This is a genomic window from Bacillus sp. TH19 (assembly GCF_016651075.1).
Classification (GTDB): Bacteria; Bacillota; Bacilli; order Bacillales; family Bacillaceae_G; genus Bacillus_A; species Bacillus_A mycoides.
In genome coordinates, this window is record NZ_JAEKEO010000010.1 from 448,209 (window position 1) to 465,829 (window position 17,621).

Below are 17,621 nucleotides of genomic sequence, written 5' to 3' on the forward strand. Positions count from 1 at the left end.
GGGTAAATGATGAGACCGGTAGTAGTAAAAGAAAAACAAGTAAATCAGTCACAAATACATGCTGTAGAAGATGAAGTTAGACAAGCGAAAACGATGGATCGTGATATCGTGACACATGCGATGAAACAATCCTTTGCGAAATTGAACCCGAAAGTAATGATAAAGAATCCGATTATGTTTGTTGTGGAAATTGGATTTATCATTACGTTCATTTTATCCTTTCTTCCAAGTAGTTCTAGTAGTGTACCAGGATGGTTTAATATAACAGTTTCTCTTATTCTTTTATTTACAGTTTTATTTGCTAACTTTGCAGAAGCGTTAGCTGAAGGTCGTGGTAAAGCGCAAGCCGATTCTTTAAAACAATCGAAGAAAGATGTGTTTGCAAACGTTGTAAAAGAAAATGGAGACATTGTACAAGTTTCAGCAACTGATCTGAGAAAAGGTGACGTTGTTATTGTAAAACAAGGAGAAATGATTCCGAATGATGGTGAAGTAATTAAAGGATTAGCGTCTGTAGATGAATCTGCAATAACAGGAGAATCAGCTCCTGTTATAAAAGAGGCGGGTGGTGATTTTTGTTCCGTAACAGGCGGTACGATGGTCGTAAGTGATGAAATTACAATTGTAATTACGAGTAATCCTGGTGAATCATTTATTGATAAAATGATTTCTTTAGTAGAAGGGGCTGCACGTCAAAAAACACCGAATGAGATTGCTTTAAATACAGTATTAACGAGTTTAACGCTTATTTTCTTAATCGTTGTTGTGACGTTGCCGATTTTCACAAATTATCTAGGGTTTCAAATTGATACTGCTGTACTTGTAGCGTTGTTAGTTTGTTTAATTCCAACAACAATTGGCGGGTTATTATCAGCGATTGGTATTGCCGGGATGGACCGTGTGACAAAGTTTAATGTGCTAGCAATGTCAGGGAAAGCAGTAGAAGCTGCGGGTGATATTAATACAATTATTTTAGACAAAACGGGTACGATTACTTTCGGGAACCGTATGGCACATACACTACTCCCTGTGGGAAATGAAACGATTGAGCAAGTAGGAAAATGGGCTGCGATTAGCTCAGTTTTAGATGAAACACCAGAAGGTCGATCTGTTATTGAGTATGTGAAAGGGAAATCAATATCATATAATAGAGAACTTGCAGAACAAGGTGAGTTTGTTCCGTTTAAAGCAGAAACGAGAATGAGTGGTGTTGATTTAAAAGACGGAACGAAAGTGAGAAAAGGTGCTGTAGGTAGCGTGATTGAATGGGTTCAATCACAAGGCGGAACGATTCCGAAAGATGTGAATCAAAAAGCAGATTTAATTTCAAAAGAGGGCGGGACACCACTTGTAGTTGCAGTAGATGATCGTATTTACGGTTTAATATATTTAAAGGATACAGTAAAACCTGGTATGCGTGAACGCTTTGAACAATTACGTCAAATGGGAATTAAAACAGTTATGTGTACAGGTGATAATCCATTAACAGCAGCGACAATTGCAAAAGAAGCAGGGGTAGATGAATTCGTTGCTGAGTGTAAACCAGAAGATAAAATTGCGGTTATTAAAGCAGAGCAAGATAAAGGGAAACTTGTAGCGATGACAGGTGATGGTACAAATGATGCTCCGGCATTAGCACAAGCTGACGTTGGGTTAGCGATGAATAGTGGTACGACAGCTGCGAAAGAAGCAGCAAATATGATCGATTTAGATTCGAATCCAACTAAAATTATTGAGGTTGTAGGAATCGGTAAGCAATTGTTAATGACACGAGGTGCGTTAACGACGTTTAGTATTGCGAACGATATTGCAAAATATTTTGCAATCATTCCAGCGATGTTTACATTAGCAATTCCGCAAATGGAAGCATTGAACATTATGAAATTAACATCACCGCTTTCAGCAATCTTATCAGCATTAATATTTAATGCGGTTATTATTCCATTACTCATTCCGTTGGCGATGAAGGGGATTGCATATAAGCCGATGAGCTCGAATGCATTGCTTAGCCGAAACTTACTCATTTACGGGCTTGGCGGAGTTATCGTTCCGTTCATTGGAATTAAAGTAATTGATATGATTGTCGGCTTGTTCATATAAGGAAGAGGGGAAAAAAGATGGCGAAAAAACAAAGTATACTTTCACCAATTATTCGTATTACTTTTACATTTCTAGTTTTGTGCGGCCTCGTATACCCGCTTATTGTAACTGGTATTGCGCAAGCGGTAATGAAGGATAATGCGGATGGAAGTCTTATATATAATGATAAAGATGAAGTAGTTGGTTCAAAATTAATCGGTCAAAATTTCACAGATCCACGTTATTTTCATGGACGTGTCTCTAGTATAGAATATAAAGCAGAAGCATCTGGTTCAAATAACTATGCACCGTCTAATCCAGATTTAGCAAAACGAGTTGAGAAAAGTATTGATGACTGGAAGAAACAAAACCGAGCCGTTCCAGTTACAGAAGTACCGATAGATTTAGTGACGAATTCAGGTTCAGGGCTTGATCCTGACATTAGTCCGAAGGCGGCTTCCGTACAGGTAGATCGCATCTCGAAATTAACGAATATTCCGAAAGAAAAGCTAGATCAATTGATTAAGGATCAAACAGAAGGAGCTGCACTCGGTTTATTTGGAGAGGATCGTGTAAACGTCTTAAAGCTAAATTTAGAATTGCAGAAATTAATGAAATAGTAACAGTGCTACCTCAATCTAACGGATTGAGGTAGCGTTGTTTCGAAAGAAAGGTTGTGAGTGTTTTGTATGCGGATGACTATAAACCGACGTTTCAAAGGCGAACGCCAGAAGAGTATTTAGAATATATTCGGCAGCAAAATCGCGGAAAGTTAAAGCTATACGTAGGGGCTGCACCTGGAGTTGGGAAAAGTTATAAAATGCTATTTGATGCAAGAGAGATGAAAAAAGACGGTATTGATATTGTAGTTGGTTTAATTGAAACACACGGTAGAAAAGAGACGGAAGAAGCAATTGCTGATTTAGAAAAAGTTCCTTTAAAAGAAATAGATTATAAAGGGAAAGTATTTTATGAACTTGATGTAGAAGGAATTATAAAGCGGGCACCACAAATTGTTGTTGTGGATGAACTTGCGCATAGTAATATTCCCGGGTCGAAAAATAAGAAACGGTACATGGATGTGCAGGAATTGTTAGATGCCGGTATATCTGTATTATCAGCGTTTAATATTCAACATTTAGAAAGCGTTCATGATATTGTAGCTCAAATTACGAATGTAAAAGTAAGAGAGCGTATTCCAGATTTTATTTTACAAAAAGCAAATGAAATTCAGCTTGTTGATGCAACACCTGAGGTACTCCGGAAGAGATTAATAGATGGAAAGATATATAAGGAGGAAAAAATTCAACAAAGCTTACAAAACTTCTTTACGATAAATAATTTAGGGGCATTAAGAGAGTTATCACTTCGAGAAGTTGCAGATGATATGGATGAGAAAATTAGCCAAACAGTAATAGAACCGATCGGTGTGAAAGAGAAAATTCTCGTTTGTGTACAATACAGTTCAACAGCAGAGAAATTAATAAGACGGGGATGGCGCATGGCTGATCGGCTAAATGCTGAATTGTATGTGTTAAACGTTGAAAGAGAAAATATAGATTCTATTTCAGCAGGCAAAAAGCAAACGATTGAAGAATGGAAATCGCTAACGAATCAATTTGATGCGAGCTTTGTATTAGAAGAAGCAAAGGGAAGAAAGCCCGCTGATGTTATTATTGAAGTTGCAAAAAGACTACAGGTGACACAAGTTTTACTTGGGCAATCGGCGAGAACACGGTGGGAAGAAATACGAAAAGGTTCTATTGTAAATGAAATTATGAGACAAACGAAGTATATTGATATTCATATCGTTGCTGATCAAAGAGCTTAAGAGACCATCTATAGGTCTCTTAAGCTCTTTGTGCAGCATGGGAATGTAGCATTTTCATTGCGTGTAAAACTATAAGTAGAAATATAATTGCCCCTAGGAAGAAAATCCAAAAGTAATTTTGATTAAATAAAAGAAACCCACCTACAATAGGCTCTGTACCCATACCAAGATAGCGAATGAAGTTGTACATACCGATGGCAGTTGCGCGTTCTTGTACGAATTCTTCCGTTAATAAAGTAGTGTGAGTCGGCATAGAAAGTCCCATACTAAAACCGTATAAAGAGGTAACGATAATTACGGATGGGATATTGATGCTATATGTGAAAGAGAATAAAGTGACACATATAATGTTGAAGAAACTAGTGATGAATAAAGCCTGCTTTGTTGTGAAATGTTTTTGCGAAAATTTGTAGCAATAGCTTCCTAACATAAGAGAAAGGGACATCGGTACAAACATAAGACCAATTTCGCTTGCGCTTAGATGAAATATATTTGTTAATATGCTAGGTAAAAAAACGAGGAAACAGAAATATATACAAAATTGAATAAAGCCAATAAGTGTAATGGAAAATCCAGTTTTATTTTTTAAGATAAGCCAGTAATTCTTTTTTGCTTTAGGTTTCTCAATTACATTTGGTTTTGTTTCTGGAAGTAGTGAAATGTTTATAATTAATAAGATGATGCCAATTGTAGATAAAAAAAGAAATACAGATAAGTGGCCATTTATACTGCCGAGATAGCCACCTATGAGAGGACCGATTGCAGGTGCGAGAGCAAGTAACATTTGATAAAGGCTCATCGCTTCTCCGCGTTCTTTTCCTTCAAATAAATCACCGATAATCGTTGCTGCAACTACAGGTATAGCCGCTATTCCTATAGCTTGAACAGCTCTAAAAAATAGAAATAAGTAAATGTTTGGTGAGAAAGCACAACCAATTGAGCCGATTGTACTAATGATTAAACTAGGGATAAGGACAGATTTTCTTCCCTTTGTATCAATTAAAGGTCCGTATATGAGCTGCATAACCGCAAGAACGAATGTGAAAAGTGAAACGGTTAAATTTACAAGATAAAGAGAAGTATGAAACGAATTTTGAATCATCGGCAAGATAGGTGTATAAATATTTTGAGCGAAGGAACCGAGTAAGGCACTCATACAGACAACATATAAAATGAAATTCAGTTTGGTTTTTTCCATAATGTTAACCTCCTTGTCATTTGGTTTCCTTGGAAACTAAAATAATTTTAACATGATTTTCTCACTTGTAAAGATGAAAAAATGATTTTAAAATGGTATATAGTTAAATTGTTTCTTTGGAAACTTAGGAGGCGAATGGATTGGAACATACAGCGAAACAAATGGAAATACTTTCGGATATTCGTACACTTTTTCATAAAAAAGAAGAGCATTTGAAAGAAAATAATGAGAAGTTTCTTCGTGAGACAGGTGTAAGTGGTATGTCTTTATCTGAGTTACATGTTATCGAGTGTATCGGAAAAAATGATCTGATGAATGTAACTGCTATTGCAACAGAAATGGGAATGACGAAAGGCGCAATCTCTAAAATTTGTACAAAGTTGTTTCAAAAGCAATTCGTTGAGAAAATGCAAATGTTAGATAATCAAAAAGAAATTTTCTTCCGCTTAACGGAAAGAGGAAATGAAATATATAAAGCTCATGAAAAATTGCATAAACAAGCTGAAGAAAAGTGGCTGTTACTTTTAGATGGATATACGAAAGAAGAGCAAGATCTTATTCAAAGGTTTATAAAGGATGTCTCTGGTCATTTGGAAATATAATTGGAAGAAAAAACCCCTCCATTTCAAGCCTTTTCAATATAATTTCTGAAAGAACTCATATATAATAGAAAAAGATACTTAACATAGTGAATAATTAAAGAGTCAATATATATAAAGAGGAGAGAATAACATGCTTGAAAATACGGGGTTAGTATTAGAAGGCGGCGGTATGCGTGGTGTATATACGGGCGGGATATTAGAATATTTTATGGAACAAGATTTATATTTTCCATATGTAATTGGTGTATCAGCTGGTGCTTGTCATGCAGCGTCGTATCTTTCCAGACAAAGAAATAGAAATAAAACAGTAAATATTGATTATGCATCACATCCGCAGTATTTATCGTATAAAAACTTGTGGAAAAAACGTCAGCTATTTGATATGGAATTCATTTTTCATGAAATTCCAGAAAAGCATGTACCGTTTGATTTTGAAACATACTTTAATAGTCCAGAGCGTTTCCTTGTAGGAACAACTGATTGTGAAACAGGACAGTCTGTTTATTTTGAAAAAGAGGGAACGAATGATGATGCACTAAATTTATTGCAAGCATCTAGTTCATTACCTTTCATTGCACCGGCAGTAAACTACCGAGGTAAGCAATTGTTAGATGGCGGGATTTCAGATCCGATTCCAGTTCGTAAAGCACAGGAAGATGGATTTAAAAAATCAGTCGTTATTTTGACGAGAAATCATGGTTACGCGAAGAAAAAATCAAAATTTGGTTGGATTGCAGCAAAGGCTTATAAGAAGTATCCAAACCTTGTAAATACGATGCTGAATCGTTATGAAGTGTATAATGAAACACTTCACTACATTGAAAAAGAAGAGCAAGCTGGTAATTTATTTGTTATTCGCCCAGAAGTGCCACTTCAAGTAGATCGTATGGAAAAGGATACGGCTAAATTACAAAGTTTATATGAGCAAGGCTATGAAGATGCAAAGAGACAATTTGCAGATTTACAGGCGTTTTTGCAAAAATAATAATTAGGCTGTGGAGAAGGAGTTCTCTGCAGCCTTTTTTATTATTGGTTTCAATACCGAATGTTGGTTATATACATTTTTGGATTATGGTATAATATGGATAAAAGTATGTGGAGAGGTGATACATATGGAAAATGTATATAAAGGGCTTAGACATACTGGATTTACAATGTTGCTTATTTTTGGTGGCGTATTTCTACTGCGCTGGTTCATTCATGATGAAATGTTATTAGATCAGCTTATTGGTTTTAGTATAGGAATGGTAATGGTTATTTCATCAGTGTTCATTCAAAAGTATAGTAAAGAATTGCAGGTAAATGAGAAATATTAAAGGTTTCTAACCTCTTTTAAGTAGTTTGGTCGTAGAGGAGGCTTTCATATGACTTTTTTATTTGCGGTATATTTTGTTTTTATTATGACATTGTTAATTACATTTCTTCTTTCTAAAAGATCATTTGAGAAGCCTTTTATTAAATATATACCAGCGTTCATATTGTTTATTTTGGCTTTCATTTCTTCTATTATTTTTATATTTAATAACGGAATGGGAGAGCTTATGATAGCAATCTTCTTAGGTGTTACAGCAATAGCGAACGGTCTTTTGCTTTTTGCGTTGAAAGTAGTTCGTGTGATTGTTGCAAAAGGAAAGTAGCGCATCGGAATTCGATGCGCTACTTTTTTATCCCGCATTAACGGGCAGTAAGACCCTCACCTCAAAATTCGGCGAAAGCAAAGAAGTTAGGTGGGGGATCAACTGCCCGTAAAAGCCCGATTGGTTCAACTAATAATCAGTGGGGGGGGGGAAGAAAACCCCCCACTGATTAAAGTTTCACTTTATTTACGCTTCTTTTTAATAAATGAAAAGGCTAAAGCTGCAATTAAAATACTGCCTTTAATGATATCTTGCGCATAATAAGGAACGTTCATCATTGTAAGGCCGTTTAATATGATTCCAATTAATACGGAACCAAGAAATGTTCCGATGACATTTGGTTTCTTAGCACCGAACATTGCATAACCGATATAGGCAGCTGCAACTGCATCCATTAATAATGGGGCGCCAGCTGAAACTTGTCCTGTTCCAACGCGGCTACATAGAATAATACCGCCAATAGAGGCAAGTAAACCGCTAATCATATAAGCATATACACGGTAACGATCAGTAGGAATACCAGCTAGTCTAGCAGCTTCTCGATTCCCACCTGTCATATAAAAGAAACGACCGTACGTTGTTTTTTCTAAAAATACATATGCAATTAAAACGACGATAAGCATGATAATGACAGGGACTGGAATTCCTAACACAGAACCTTGACCGATAAATAAAAAGGATGGAATAAAATGTCCTTTGGCACCAGACATTCCTTCATAAATAGAAGATCCTTTTGAAAATGTTAAGTGTAGTCCATTCACGATATACATGATACTTAATGTAGCTAGTAAATCTGGTAGTTTAATTCGGATAACGAGTAGTGCATTTAATAATCCAACTAATAGCCCACAAAGAATAGGAACAAGGAGTGTGACTAATAGTTCTTGTCGATATAAAATGAGACAGGAAGCAGCGGCAATGGTTGCTAAACTAGCGGTAGAGCCGACTGATAAATCAAATCCATCTACAATTAATGTAAAGGTAACACCAATTGCAAGTAACGTTACGATAGAAATGGAACGTAAAATATCACTAATATTGTTGTATGTTAAAAAAGAATCGTTGACGATAGAGAAGAAAATTGTAACACCTATAATGATAGCAATCGTACTAAATTGATAAAAAAGATGAGTAGGTAAATATAGTTTCTTGGTTTTTGTTTTATGAACGAGATTCAATGGAATAACTCCCTTCAGATAAATGTAAAAGCTGTTCAGGAGATAGTTCGTCTGGTAAGTATTCACCTACAAATTCTCCGTTTGCGAGTATAAGAATGCGATCAGCGATATGTAGTGCTTCATCTTGTTCTCCTGTGAAGTAAATTACGGAACTTCCGTTTTCAGTAATGTTACGAATGAATTGAAAAATGTCTTGTTTTGCAGCTATGTCTACACCTTTAGTTGGCTCGTCCAAAAGAAATAGATTCGGTTTGAATCCATGCCACTTTGCAATGGAGACTTTTTGCTGGTTTCCACCGCTAAGTGAATGAATAAATGCTTTTGGGTCATTGGGTGAAATGCTGAAAGAAGAAATTGCTGTAGTAGCATTATTTACTTCGGTTTGCTTTCGTCTCCAACCTGATTGGTGTAAATTAGTGTGGCTTATAATATCTTCCGAAAGAAATACGCCTTGTTTTCTTCTTTCCTCTGGTACAAGTGCGATCTTTGCTTTAATCGCATCTCGCGGTGTTTTAATTGTTATTGTTTGACCATCTATTTCTGCGTGATAAGTATGACGAGTACCAAATAACGTTTCAGCAAGTGTTGTTTTGCCACTGCCAATTAATCCGTATATCACAACAGTTTCACCTTTCCGTACGGTGAGAGAAAGGGGAGAATGGTCTTTGTGTAATGGAAGTTCTTGTACTTTAAATAATTCTTCGCTCCCTCGTTTTGGCGCTGTATTAATAGGAAGTGTAAGTTGTTTTCCAGTCATCGCTTCCACAATTTGTTGATCTGTAACCTTTGTGATCGCTTCAGAAAGTGCAACTTTACCGTTATGTAATACGGTTACATCATCCGCGAAATTTCGAATCTCTGATAAACGATGAGAAATTAAGATGATGCCAATTCCTTTCAATGTTAAATCTTTTAATAGTTGCCCGAAGGTTTCAACTTCTTTCGGTCCAAGAGAAGAAGTAGGCTCATCTAATAAAAGATAATTTGTATTGTTGGATAAAGCTCTTGCGATAAGAAGTAATTGTTTTTCATGTAATGAGCAGTTTGAAACATCTTCCGAAACATTTAAATCAGCCTGTACAGTTTGCAAATGTTGTTTAGCGAGTGAGACTAATTTTGACTTTGAAAATAGTACTTTATTTTGCATTGCTAAATGATCGATTAGTACATTTTCTAATACAGATAATCCAGGAATAAGTCCGTGATCCACTTCTTGTGTTACGAAAGAAATACCATGTTTTTTTGCATCGCGTGGTGAAGTAAAGGAAATAGACTGATTATCAATTTTTATATTCCCAGCAACTGGTTGAATTTCACCAGTTGCTATTTTTAGTAAAGTACTTTTTCCTGCACCATTCATTCCTAGTAAAGCGTGAACTTTTCCTTTTTGTATGTTAATAGAAACATTTTCTAGTACAGGGGTAGAGATGTGATAAGAATGTGTAATGTTTTGAAGAGAGAATGTCATCATTTTTTCTCCTTCTCTAATTTTTTCATCCAAGGTGAATATGCATCTTTCGAGTCTCCCCAACCGTTTATATGTTTTGATAATTGATCCATCGTTATATTTTCTTGTGGCAAACTATTTTTCTTTACTAAATAAGGTTCTAGTGAATAAATATCTGGCGTTTGTTCACCAACGATTTTCTTGTATAAGAAACGCACTTGAACTTTACCGACTTCAGCTGGATCGGTTGCAGCCGTAGCAGTCCAAGGTGAATTTTCTTTTTGCATGAGTTGTAAATCTTCATTACTTAAGTCAATGCTGTATACTTTTATATCTGTACGACCAGCTTGTTCGAGTGCTTTGACGGCCCCCTTAGCAAACTCATCCCACGAAGCGAAAATAGCTTGTAAATCACCTTTTTTCGGATATTTTTTTAGTAAAGCCTCTACTTGTGTTTGCGTATCAAGTGGTGTGTTATTACTAGCGGTACCAAAGCGTGCAACTTCTTTTATATTTGGATAACGTTTATAAAAAGCATCAATGATAACATTGCGACGTTCCATTGGAGCAAATCCGCCAACCCATACGACGGCGATATTCCCTTGTCCATTCAGATCTTCCGCTAACGTTTTTAATGATTTCCATGCAAGACTATAGTCATCTTGATCAATAATCGTTACGCCTGGTAAGCGTAGGTCGTTATCAAATGCAACTACAGGAATATTCGCTTGTAATGCTTTTTCTACTCCGGGTTTTAGTGCTTCAGAGCGACCGTGATCAATTAAAATACCATCAACTTTTGAATTAATAGCAGTATCTAGATTTGCTGCCATTTTTGCTAAATCATTATCAGAATTGTAGACTTGCACACTGCCGCCGAATAGCTCGACTTGTTTTTTGACACCCTCAATATATTGAGAGGAAAAAGTTCCGATGGACATTTGCATAATTAATGCGATTTTTAATGGCTTTTTTACTTGGCTTGGAATTTCTGTTTGTAAATGATTTGCTGCTGTAGTAGTTTCTTTCTTCACCGTTTGTTGCTTTTGTGAAGAGATAGCATCTTGTTCATTTGTGCAAGCTGTTAATGCGAGTAAGAGAATAATGAGTACGGTGGAACATAATTTTTTCATAAAAAAATCCCTCCTAAATTAAGAAAAGAGAGGAGGGAGTGAAAATAAAAACGTCTTTTCATATAGAAAAGACGTCTTATCATATTACTCTTATCTTTCAACACAATGTGTTGTAAGAATTAGCACCGTGCCCATAAATGGGTCGGTTGCCGGGCTTCGTAGGGCTCATCCCTCCACCTGCTCTTGATAAGACATCGAATATTTAACTATTTCGAATTATTCCATAAGTGTATGCTGTTGTCAAATGTTTTTTTGTAAATAAAAAATCCCTCACAACGAGGGATTTTAATGTGGTAAGAAAACTAATTGATAAGCGAACAAGATCCCGAATAAATACACAAGTGGGTGAACAGCACGGAATTGTCCTTTTGCCACTTTCATAAGTGGGTATGAAATAAATCCAAGTGCAATACCTGTTGAGATACTTGATGTAAGTGGCATGCTTAAGATTACTAAAAATGCTGGGAATGCTTCATCGAATGTATCCCAATCGATGTGGCGAACTGAGCCCATCATAAGACTACCAACGATAATTAGTGATGGTGCTGTAATAGCTGAAACGCCAGAAACAGCGCTCACTAACGGTCCGAAGAATGCTGCTAATGCAAATAGAACAGCTACTGTAACAGTTGTTAAACCAGTACGACCACCAGCTGCAACACCAGCAGATGATTCAATGTAAGCTGTTGATGGTGTTGTTCCGAACATAGCTCCAATTGTTGCTGAGAATGAGTCAGATAGAAGAGCTCGTCCTGCTTTTGGAAGCTTTCCATCTTTCATAAATCCACCTTGTTGTGCAACGCCAAGTAGTGTACCTGTTGTATCAAATAGTGTAACAAGGAAGAATGAGAAGACAACGCCGTATAATCCGTAGTTAATTACATCAGATACAGCAGTAATTGGATTTGAAACGATAATTCCTTCTGGTAATCCAGGCATTGATGTAACGCCGCTTGAGAATGTTAATTGACCTGTGAAGTAAGCGATAATACCAGTTAATAACATTCCGATAAATAGTGCCCCGTTTATATTTAAAGACATAAGGATAATTGTAATTCCAAGGCCAGCTAATGCTAGTAGAACTGGAGCAGAGTGAAGATCGCCAAGCCCAACTAAGTTTGCATCATTTTTTGTAACAATTCCCGTTAAGCGCAAACCGATAAAAGCAATAAAAAGACCGATACCAGCAGTAAGTGCATGTTTTAAGTTCTCAGGAATTACTTCCATTAATTTCGTACGGAAAGATGTGAATGATAACAAAATTAAAATCATACCTGCTACGAATACAGCAGAGAATGCAATTGCGAAAGTCATGCCTTCATGGGCTTTTACAACAGAATAAGAGAAGTAAGCATTTAATCCCATACCTGGTGCAATTGCGATTGGTAAATTAGTAAAGATCGCCATAAATAATGTTCCGACAACAGCAGCGATAATTGTAGCTGTAAATGCTTGTTCAAACGGAACACCTGCATCCCCAAGGATGACAGGGTTTACGACAATGATATATGCCATTGTTAAAAAGGTAATAATACCTGCCATAATTTCAGTTTTAATAGAAGTTTTATGTTTTGAAAGGTTAAACATATAAACATCCTTTCTTTTTACGAATAATTTTCACAACAGTTATATATAATATTCGTTTTTTAACTATTTTGCAATAGTTTTGCATAAAAACTTTAGAACAACTCATATTTTATGTCGTAAATTCGAATATTAATCGTAAAACTGTGTGTGCATTGCGGTTCTTTAATGTGTAAGTAGTTTTTTTTATTGTGCGCATTATAAGGGGAAAGGAGTTGAAGGAAGTTATGCCGCAGCAAAAAAACTTTTTAACAATGCCAGCACAACATCAAAATAAACAACCTGGTATTGAATCGTTAATGAATCCTCTTCCAAAGTTTGAAGATCCAAATTATAAAGGAAGTGAAAAGTTAAAAGGAAAGAATGTATTAATTACAGGAGGAGATAGCGGGATTGGAAGAGCTGTTTCTATCGCTTTTGCAAAAGAGGGAGCAAATATTGCGATTGCTTATTTAGATGAGGACGAAGATGCAACTGAGACGAAACAACTTGTGGAAAAAGAAGGCGTGAATTGTGTATTATTGCCGGGAGATTTGAGTAATGAACAACATTGTAAAGAGATTGTAGAAGAGACCGCCCAGCAGCTAGGGGGGCTAAATGTTCTTGTGAATAACGTCGCACAGCAATATCCGCAGCAAGGACTAGAGTATATTACAGCGGAACAGCTAGAAAAAACGTTCCGTATTAATATTTTTTCTTATTTTCATGTTACAAAAGCAGCCCTCTCTCATTTAAAGCAGGGGGATGTAATTATAAACACGGCATCTATTGTTGCGTATGAAGGAAATGAAACGTTGATCGACTATTCTGCAACGAAAGGAGCGATTGTCGCTTTTACAAGATCGCTCTCTCAGTCGTTAGTACAAAAGGGAATTCGTGTAAATGGTGTTGCACCAGGCCCAATTTGGACACCGCTTATTCCATCCAGTTTTGATGAGAAAAAAGTATCACAGTTTGGGAGTAATGTTCCTATGCAAAGGCCTGGTCAGCCGTATGAATTAGCGCCTGCATATGTATATTTAGCGTCTAGTGATTCGGCATATGTAACGGGACAGATGATGCATGTAAATGGTGGAGTAATTGTGAATGGATAGTTTTCATTTATAAGAGCAAAGTAAAGTTAATTGTATTTATCCCGCATTAACGGGCAGTAAAATTCCACCTCAAAATTCAGGTGGAGCACAGAAGTTAGGTGGGAGGTTAACTGCCCGTAAATGCCCGATTGGTGAAGGCTAATAATCAGTGGGGGATGAACAAAACCCCCACTGATTAAAGTTTCACTTTATCCCGCTATTTGCGGGCAGTAAGACCCCTACCTAACAATTCGGTGAATACAAGGAAGTTAGGTGGGAGATAAATGTCCGTAAATGCTCGATTGGTGAAGGCTAATTCTCAGTGGGGATGGACAAAATCCCACGACGAGTAAAGTTTCACTTTATTATGATGTTAGTGCTAGGGAGGATTTAGATGAAGAAAGTATGGTTTATCGTAATCCTATTTTTCTGCCTGCCAGCTAGCGTTTTTGCTAATACAGATCATTTAATATTAGTTAACCTTACGACGAATCAGCTGTCTTTTTTTGAAGATGGAAACTATACTAAGACATTTTCGATAACGACAGGAAAAGACAGGACCCCGACGCCTGAGGGTAATTTTTGTATTATAACTAAATATAAAAATAAAGAATACCATCGTAAAAAAATAGCTGGGGGTGCTCCGAATAACCCTCTCGGTACGAGGTGGTTAGGTCTAGATAAAAAGGAATATGCAATTCATGGAACAAATCGGGAATGGACGATTGGAAGCAGGGAGTCGAATGGTTGTATTCGCATGCACGATCGGGACATACAATGGTTATACGACCGGGTACAATTACAGACGAAAGTAATTATTTCTCGTTTTCATACGAGTCCCGAATATGAAGCGTATAAGCTTGGTTATCGGGTTGTGAGTTGGAATGGTCGTAAAGTAGAAGAAGAACAAATTGGAATGCTTACGTTAGTAGATCGTGTAAATATATATTGGCAAGAACCAAATGGACAATTGACGAAAGTAAAAACGGTATTGCCAAATGAAAAATATACAGTGTATTCAAAACGAAAAGATGGAACCTATTATATAGGAAACAATTTGTATATTGTAGATGTAACGGGAGAAAAAATTCGTTATGAGCAATTACCTTATTCGATTTTAAGTAACATATATAAAAGGAAATATAATGTTCCATAATAGCTACCGTGTATAGGCGGTAGCTTATTTGTGATGAAGTTTAGTTGGTTTTAATGATTTCATACCAATCGCGCGCCTGTAAATAGTGAGATAAAAAAATTGAAACAGCAACTATTATGTTTTGCTGAATATAATACAGTACAGACTGGGGGGCGGTCACATTATGAAAAGTGAATTTGCATTTAAAATTTTCTTAATCACGACTTGTTTATTTATCGTGTATTTATATGCGTTACTCGTCTTCTCCTTTTATGTTCCATATATTGATTTAATATTGTTCGTTGGATTTATTTGGGCATTTGTTAAAGCGAGGGAAGGGGAGAAGAGTGTATATCGGCGCATTACTTTATGCGGGACGGTCCTTCTCGTTATTTTGTACTTTTTTATGATGCATGATGTTTGGAGAGGAATGTAAAAAAGCATACGACTAATCGTATGCTTTTACGTTTAATATTTCGGTTTAAATGTATGACAACACGTTTCTACACTCGTTGTTACAGAACTTTCAAGCGTCTCGTTTGTTAAAGTAGCGTTTGTATATGAACTGTTTTCAATTTGACCTGCTTCTTGTGCATCAGGTTGAACAACGATTGCACTTGCTTGACAAAGGTTACCTTGTCCCCAAAATGAGCAATTGGAAACAGAGCATTTCACTTCTGGCATAAAACCCCCTCCTCATACATTAGTGTGGGATTTTACGCCCATTTCATGTATAGAAGGAGTTTCCTTTTCTTATTATTTTTTCGTTTGCTCAAGCCACTCTTTTAATTTGTCTTCCGGTTGTTCGCCGCTAATACGGCTCACTTCTTTACCGTCTTTAAAATGAATGATTGTTGGAGTTCCTTTAATTTTATATTCATCCCAAGGAGCATCTAATTTTTCAATATCCATAACTTTCATATCAACATTCAAGTCTTTAGCCATTGGTACTACGATAGGAGATAATTTTTGGCAATGAACGCAAGATGTTTGATAAAAGTATACTGTTTCTTCTTTTTTCTCTTTTAAATTCTTTTGGAGATCTGAAAGAGAGATTTTATTTGTGTAGTAGTCAGAACCATCTGTTTGACTAGTAGCATTATCAATTTTTTGGCTTGTTGAAGCATTTTTTTCTTCCATTTGTGTTACAGCGAAAATTGCTGCAAACAAGGCGATAATAATACCGCCAAATATAAGCATTTTTTTCATTCTTTCATCTCCTTATTTGTTTTTAATTACGATGAAGCTACAAACAGCGATTGTGATAAAGCCGATAAGTGCTAAAAACGGGATTGTCACAAAGCCGAACCAGTTTATGTATTCTCCCGTACAAGGTACGCGGCCGCAAGCTGCCCCAGCAGCTGAAAATGCTGCGATTTTTTGAATTGCATAGTGATATAAAGAAATACAAGCACCAATACTTGCGATTGGTAAAGAATAACTTGCAATGCGATAGTCTTTCTTTACTACAGCGATACCGAGCCATAAAACAAATGGATACATAAAAATACGTTGATACCAACAAAGGACACAAGGCTCAAATTTCATAATTTCGGAAAAGTATAGACTTCCTAATGTAGCAATAAAAGAAGCTCCCCATGCAGTAAATAAAGCATACTCTTGCTTTTTTTCTCGTCCCATATTTTATACCTCACTTATAATAGTTACATACTAAATTATAGTATGAAGTGGTAGGGAAAAGAAAGAAAAAATATGTTTATCAATAAAAGTTTTATAAGGAGAAACTTTTATTGATATAAACATTTTAAAAAAGCGCTATTCTCATAAAGAGAATAGCGCTATATTTTACATTTGAATTTGCTCTACTTCTTCTACATGTGACTTTTGGGATGCGTGGTCAATATATTGAAATAGGAGCTGCAATTGTTTATCAACTTCTGGTAGTTCTTTACTGTATTGATAAGCGTGTAAAAAATGCTCAATACGCTTAGAAAATAATTGATCGTTCGTTTGAACCATGAGAACGAGTAATTTATCCCAATTACAGCAATACGTGTAATAGAGAGCTTTATCATAGTCGTTATATGTTTGCACTGTGTACCCTCCTTACCGAGGAGTTATATATAGTGTGTGACAAGTAAGGAGAAATACACTTGAAAGAATTTGTTAAGAAAAAAGGTGAATGAAAAGAGAAAAACGAGGGATTTTCTCGTTTTTATGCTTTTGGCATTGGCGTAGGTGTTGGCTTGCCATACCCTTCTTTGTATTTATTGTCGATATAGTTACGAATTTCGAGCGTTGATTTTCCTTTTTGTTTCATGGAAGCCGATTCAACCGCGATTTCTAGGCAGTTGACACAAGTTGTTGCGTGGGAATCCCAAACAACTTCACCATTCTTTTTAATTTCACGAATAAAGCAGTTTTTATTGTTTTTATGTCCTACACTCTCACCGCAACCGCAGTAACATGGAATCCAATCTAATAGCTCTGCATTTTGTCCAGCGACAGTGTAGATATCTTTCATTTGCGGATCAAGCTTGTCTAGGAAGGTAGGGAGTGTGTCGACTCCTTTTGTCTTTTCTTGAATATCAGCTTGCTGAGTATGTGATGCGTGGTCATGCTCTTCTTTTGATTCAGAAGATTTTTTGTCATTTGTACTAGTACTCCCGCATCCAACAAGAATTAGGCTCAGTACTGCAAGTAAAGAAAATACATACTTTTTCATTCGCTTGTCCCCTTTACAAATGTATTAACCAAATTGTA

The 17,621-nt window shown here is 36.3% G+C and carries 20 protein-coding genes and 1 riboswitch; of the genes, 10 read left to right on the forward strand and 10 right to left on the reverse strand.

What is annotated here, in order from left to right:
• Nucleotides 1-9: 9 nt before the first annotated feature.
• The 3 genes from kdpB to kdpDN are packed head-to-tail and all read left to right on the forward strand — an operon-like array spanning nt 10 to nt 3,910.
• Nucleotides 10-2,100, forward strand: coding sequence for a potassium-transporting ATPase subunit KdpB (kdpB, locus tag JFU54_RS20005; RefSeq protein WP_201066011.1), 2,091 nt, complete (start codon nt 10-12; stop codon nt 2,098-2,100).
• 17 nt (nt 2,101-2,117) lie between these two features.
• Nucleotides 2,118-2,699 (forward strand): K(+)-transporting ATPase subunit C, encoded by a 582-nt coding sequence (kdpC, locus tag JFU54_RS20010; protein WP_016101775.1) that lies wholly within the window; start codon nt 2,118-2,120, stop codon nt 2,697-2,699.
• Between the two features lie 56 nt (nt 2,700-2,755).
• Nucleotides 2,756-3,910, forward strand: coding sequence for a KdpD-like non-kinase potassium sensor (kdpDN, locus tag JFU54_RS20015; RefSeq protein WP_100248418.1), 1,155 nt, complete (start codon nt 2,756-2,758; stop codon nt 3,908-3,910).
• 19 nt (nt 3,911-3,929) lie between these two features.
• Here the strand turns inward: kdpDN and JFU54_RS20020 are convergent, their stop codons facing one another.
• Nucleotides 3,930-5,108, reverse strand: coding sequence for an MFS transporter (locus tag JFU54_RS20020; protein ID WP_201066013.1), 1,179 nt, complete (start codon nt 5,106-5,108; stop codon nt 3,930-3,932).
• A 140-nt stretch (nt 5,109-5,248) separates the two neighbouring features.
• Between JFU54_RS20020 and JFU54_RS20025 the strand changes: the two genes are divergently transcribed.
• The 4 genes from JFU54_RS20025 to JFU54_RS20040 all read left to right on the forward strand — a co-directional run bounded on the left by JFU54_RS20025 (nt 5,249) and on the right by JFU54_RS20040 (nt 7,347).
• Nucleotides 5,249-5,710, forward strand: coding sequence for a MarR family transcriptional regulator (locus JFU54_RS20025; protein WP_201066015.1), 462 nt, complete (start codon nt 5,249-5,251; stop codon nt 5,708-5,710).
• A 130-nt stretch (nt 5,711-5,840) separates the two neighbouring features.
• The gene (locus JFU54_RS20030; protein ID WP_002140445.1) at nt 5,841-6,695 is read left to right on the forward strand and encodes a patatin-like phospholipase family protein; all 855 of its coding nucleotides are present in this window, start codon (nt 5,841-5,843) and stop codon (nt 6,693-6,695) included.
• A gap of 127 nt (nt 6,696-6,822) precedes the next feature.
• Nucleotides 6,823-7,026, forward strand: coding sequence for a hypothetical protein (locus JFU54_RS20035; protein ID WP_000432819.1), 204 nt, complete (start codon nt 6,823-6,825; stop codon nt 7,024-7,026).
• A gap of 48 nt (nt 7,027-7,074) precedes the next feature.
• On the forward strand, nt 7,075-7,347 hold the full coding sequence (locus JFU54_RS20040; RefSeq protein WP_000143386.1) for a hypothetical protein: 273 nt from the start codon (nt 7,075-7,077) through the stop codon (nt 7,345-7,347).
• Between the two features lie 182 nt (nt 7,348-7,529).
• Here JFU54_RS20040 and JFU54_RS20045 read toward each other — a convergent pair whose 3' ends face one another.
• The 4 genes from JFU54_RS20045 to JFU54_RS20060 all read right to left on the reverse strand — a co-directional run bounded on the left by JFU54_RS20045 (nt 7,530) and on the right by JFU54_RS20060 (nt 12,692).
• Nucleotides 7,530-8,525 (reverse strand): ABC transporter permease, encoded by a 996-nt coding sequence (locus JFU54_RS20045; protein WP_001054974.1) that lies wholly within the window; start codon nt 8,523-8,525, stop codon nt 7,530-7,532.
• Entirely contained in the window at nt 8,509-9,996 is a 1,488-nt protein-coding gene (locus JFU54_RS20050; RefSeq protein ID WP_002125354.1) for a sugar ABC transporter ATP-binding protein, read from the reverse strand. The genes JFU54_RS20045 and JFU54_RS20050 overlap by 17 nt, the downstream gene beginning before the upstream one ends.
• Entirely contained in the window at nt 9,993-11,105 is a 1,113-nt protein-coding gene (locus tag JFU54_RS20055; RefSeq protein WP_201066017.1) for a sugar ABC transporter substrate-binding protein, read from the reverse strand. Before JFU54_RS20055 ends, JFU54_RS20050 begins: the two co-directional genes overlap by 4 nt.
• 87 nt (nt 11,106-11,192) lie before the next feature.
• Nucleotides 11,193-11,298: riboswitch (SAM riboswitch) on the reverse strand.
• Between the two features lie 92 nt (nt 11,299-11,390).
• On the reverse strand, nt 11,391-12,692 hold the full coding sequence (locus JFU54_RS20060) for an NCS2 family permease (RefSeq protein WP_002029878.1): 1,302 nt from the start codon (nt 12,690-12,692) through the stop codon (nt 11,391-11,393).
• Nucleotides 12,693-12,916: 224 nt separating this feature from the next.
• On the opposite strand from JFU54_RS20060, the gene JFU54_RS20065 reads away from it, so the two are divergent.
• From JFU54_RS20065 to JFU54_RS20075, 3 genes are all read left to right on the forward strand, one after another.
• Nucleotides 12,917-13,783, forward strand: a complete 867-nt coding sequence (locus JFU54_RS20065; protein ID WP_002087502.1) for an SDR family oxidoreductase — start codon at nt 12,917-12,919, stop codon at nt 13,781-13,783.
• A 373-nt stretch (nt 13,784-14,156) separates the two neighbouring features.
• The gene (locus JFU54_RS20070; RefSeq protein WP_201066019.1) at nt 14,157-14,918 is read left to right on the forward strand and encodes a L,D-transpeptidase family protein; all 762 of its coding nucleotides are present in this window, start codon (nt 14,157-14,159) and stop codon (nt 14,916-14,918) included.
• 163 nt (nt 14,919-15,081) lie between these two features.
• Nucleotides 15,082-15,333 (forward strand): hypothetical protein, encoded by a 252-nt coding sequence (locus tag JFU54_RS20075; RefSeq protein WP_002029881.1) that lies wholly within the window; start codon nt 15,082-15,084, stop codon nt 15,331-15,333.
• Nucleotides 15,334-15,365: 32 nt separating this feature from the next.
• On the opposite strand, the gene JFU54_RS20080 is transcribed toward JFU54_RS20075, so the two are convergent.
• From JFU54_RS20080 to JFU54_RS20100, 5 genes are all read right to left on the reverse strand, one after another.
• Entirely contained in the window at nt 15,366-15,581 is a 216-nt protein-coding gene (locus tag JFU54_RS20080) for a DUF1540 domain-containing protein (protein WP_002029883.1), read from the reverse strand.
• A gap of 72 nt (nt 15,582-15,653) precedes the next feature.
• Nucleotides 15,654-16,106 (reverse strand): thioredoxin family protein, encoded by a 453-nt coding sequence (locus JFU54_RS20085; RefSeq protein WP_002029885.1) that lies wholly within the window; start codon nt 16,104-16,106, stop codon nt 15,654-15,656.
• A 12-nt stretch (nt 16,107-16,118) separates the two neighbouring features.
• On the reverse strand, nt 16,119-16,538 hold the full coding sequence (locus JFU54_RS20090) for a disulfide formation protein C (RefSeq protein ID WP_000532256.1): 420 nt from the start codon (nt 16,536-16,538) through the stop codon (nt 16,119-16,121).
• A 165-nt stretch (nt 16,539-16,703) separates the two neighbouring features.
• Nucleotides 16,704-16,952, reverse strand: a complete 249-nt coding sequence (locus tag JFU54_RS20095) for a YhdB family protein (protein ID WP_001195459.1) — start codon at nt 16,950-16,952, stop codon at nt 16,704-16,706.
• 121 nt (nt 16,953-17,073) lie between these two features.
• Nucleotides 17,074-17,583 carry a PCYCGC domain-containing protein gene (locus JFU54_RS20100; RefSeq protein WP_002125374.1) on the reverse strand — a complete coding sequence of 170 codons (510 nt, stop codon included), beginning with the start codon at nt 17,581-17,583 and terminating at the stop codon, nt 17,074-17,076.
• Nucleotides 17,584-17,621 lie beyond the last annotated feature (38 nt).

Bases quoted from the DNA above. Each gene is read 5' to 3' on its own strand.
- JFU54_RS20085 (WP_002029885.1), bottom strand. From the start codon at position 16,106: ATGAAAAAAATGCTTATATTTGGCGGTATTATTATCGCCTTGTTTGCA.
- JFU54_RS20055 (WP_201066017.1), bottom strand. From the start codon at position 11,105: ATGAAAAAATTATGTTCCACCGTACTCATTATTCTCTTACTCGCATTA.
- JFU54_RS20075 (WP_002029881.1), top strand. From the start codon at position 15,082: ATGAAAAGTGAATTTGCATTTAAAATTTTCTTAATCACGACTTGTTTA.
- kdpB (WP_201066011.1), top strand. From the start codon at position 10: ATGAGACCGGTAGTAGTAAAAGAAAAACAAGTAAATCAGTCACAAATA.
- JFU54_RS20090 (WP_000532256.1), bottom strand. From the start codon at position 16,538: ATGGGACGAGAAAAAAAGCAAGAGTATGCTTTATTTACTGCATGGGGA.
- JFU54_RS20070 (WP_201066019.1), top strand. From the start codon at position 14,157: ATGAAGAAAGTATGGTTTATCGTAATCCTATTTTTCTGCCTGCCAGCT.
- JFU54_RS20080 (WP_002029883.1), bottom strand. From the start codon at position 15,581: ATGCCAGAAGTGAAATGCTCTGTTTCCAATTGCTCATTTTGGGGACAA.
- JFU54_RS20020 (WP_201066013.1), bottom strand. From the start codon at position 5,108: ATGGAAAAAACCAAACTGAATTTCATTTTATATGTTGTCTGTATGAGT.
- JFU54_RS20030 (WP_002140445.1), top strand. From the start codon at position 5,841: ATGCTTGAAAATACGGGGTTAGTATTAGAAGGCGGCGGTATGCGTGGT.
- JFU54_RS20100 (WP_002125374.1), bottom strand. From the start codon at position 17,583: ATGAAAAAGTATGTATTTTCTTTACTTGCAGTACTGAGCCTAATTCTT.
- JFU54_RS20065 (WP_002087502.1), top strand. From the start codon at position 12,917: ATGCCGCAGCAAAAAAACTTTTTAACAATGCCAGCACAACATCAAAAT.
- JFU54_RS20035 (WP_000432819.1), top strand. From the start codon at position 6,823: ATGGAAAATGTATATAAAGGGCTTAGACATACTGGATTTACAATGTTG.
- JFU54_RS20060 (WP_002029878.1), bottom strand. From the start codon at position 12,692: ATGTTTAACCTTTCAAAACATAAAACTTCTATTAAAACTGAAATTATG.
- kdpC (WP_016101775.1), top strand. From the start codon at position 2,118: ATGGCGAAAAAACAAAGTATACTTTCACCAATTATTCGTATTACTTTT.
- JFU54_RS20040 (WP_000143386.1), top strand. From the start codon at position 7,075: ATGACTTTTTTATTTGCGGTATATTTTGTTTTTATTATGACATTGTTA.
- JFU54_RS20050 (WP_002125354.1), bottom strand. From the start codon at position 9,996: ATGATGACATTCTCTCTTCAAAACATTACACATTCTTATCACATCTCT.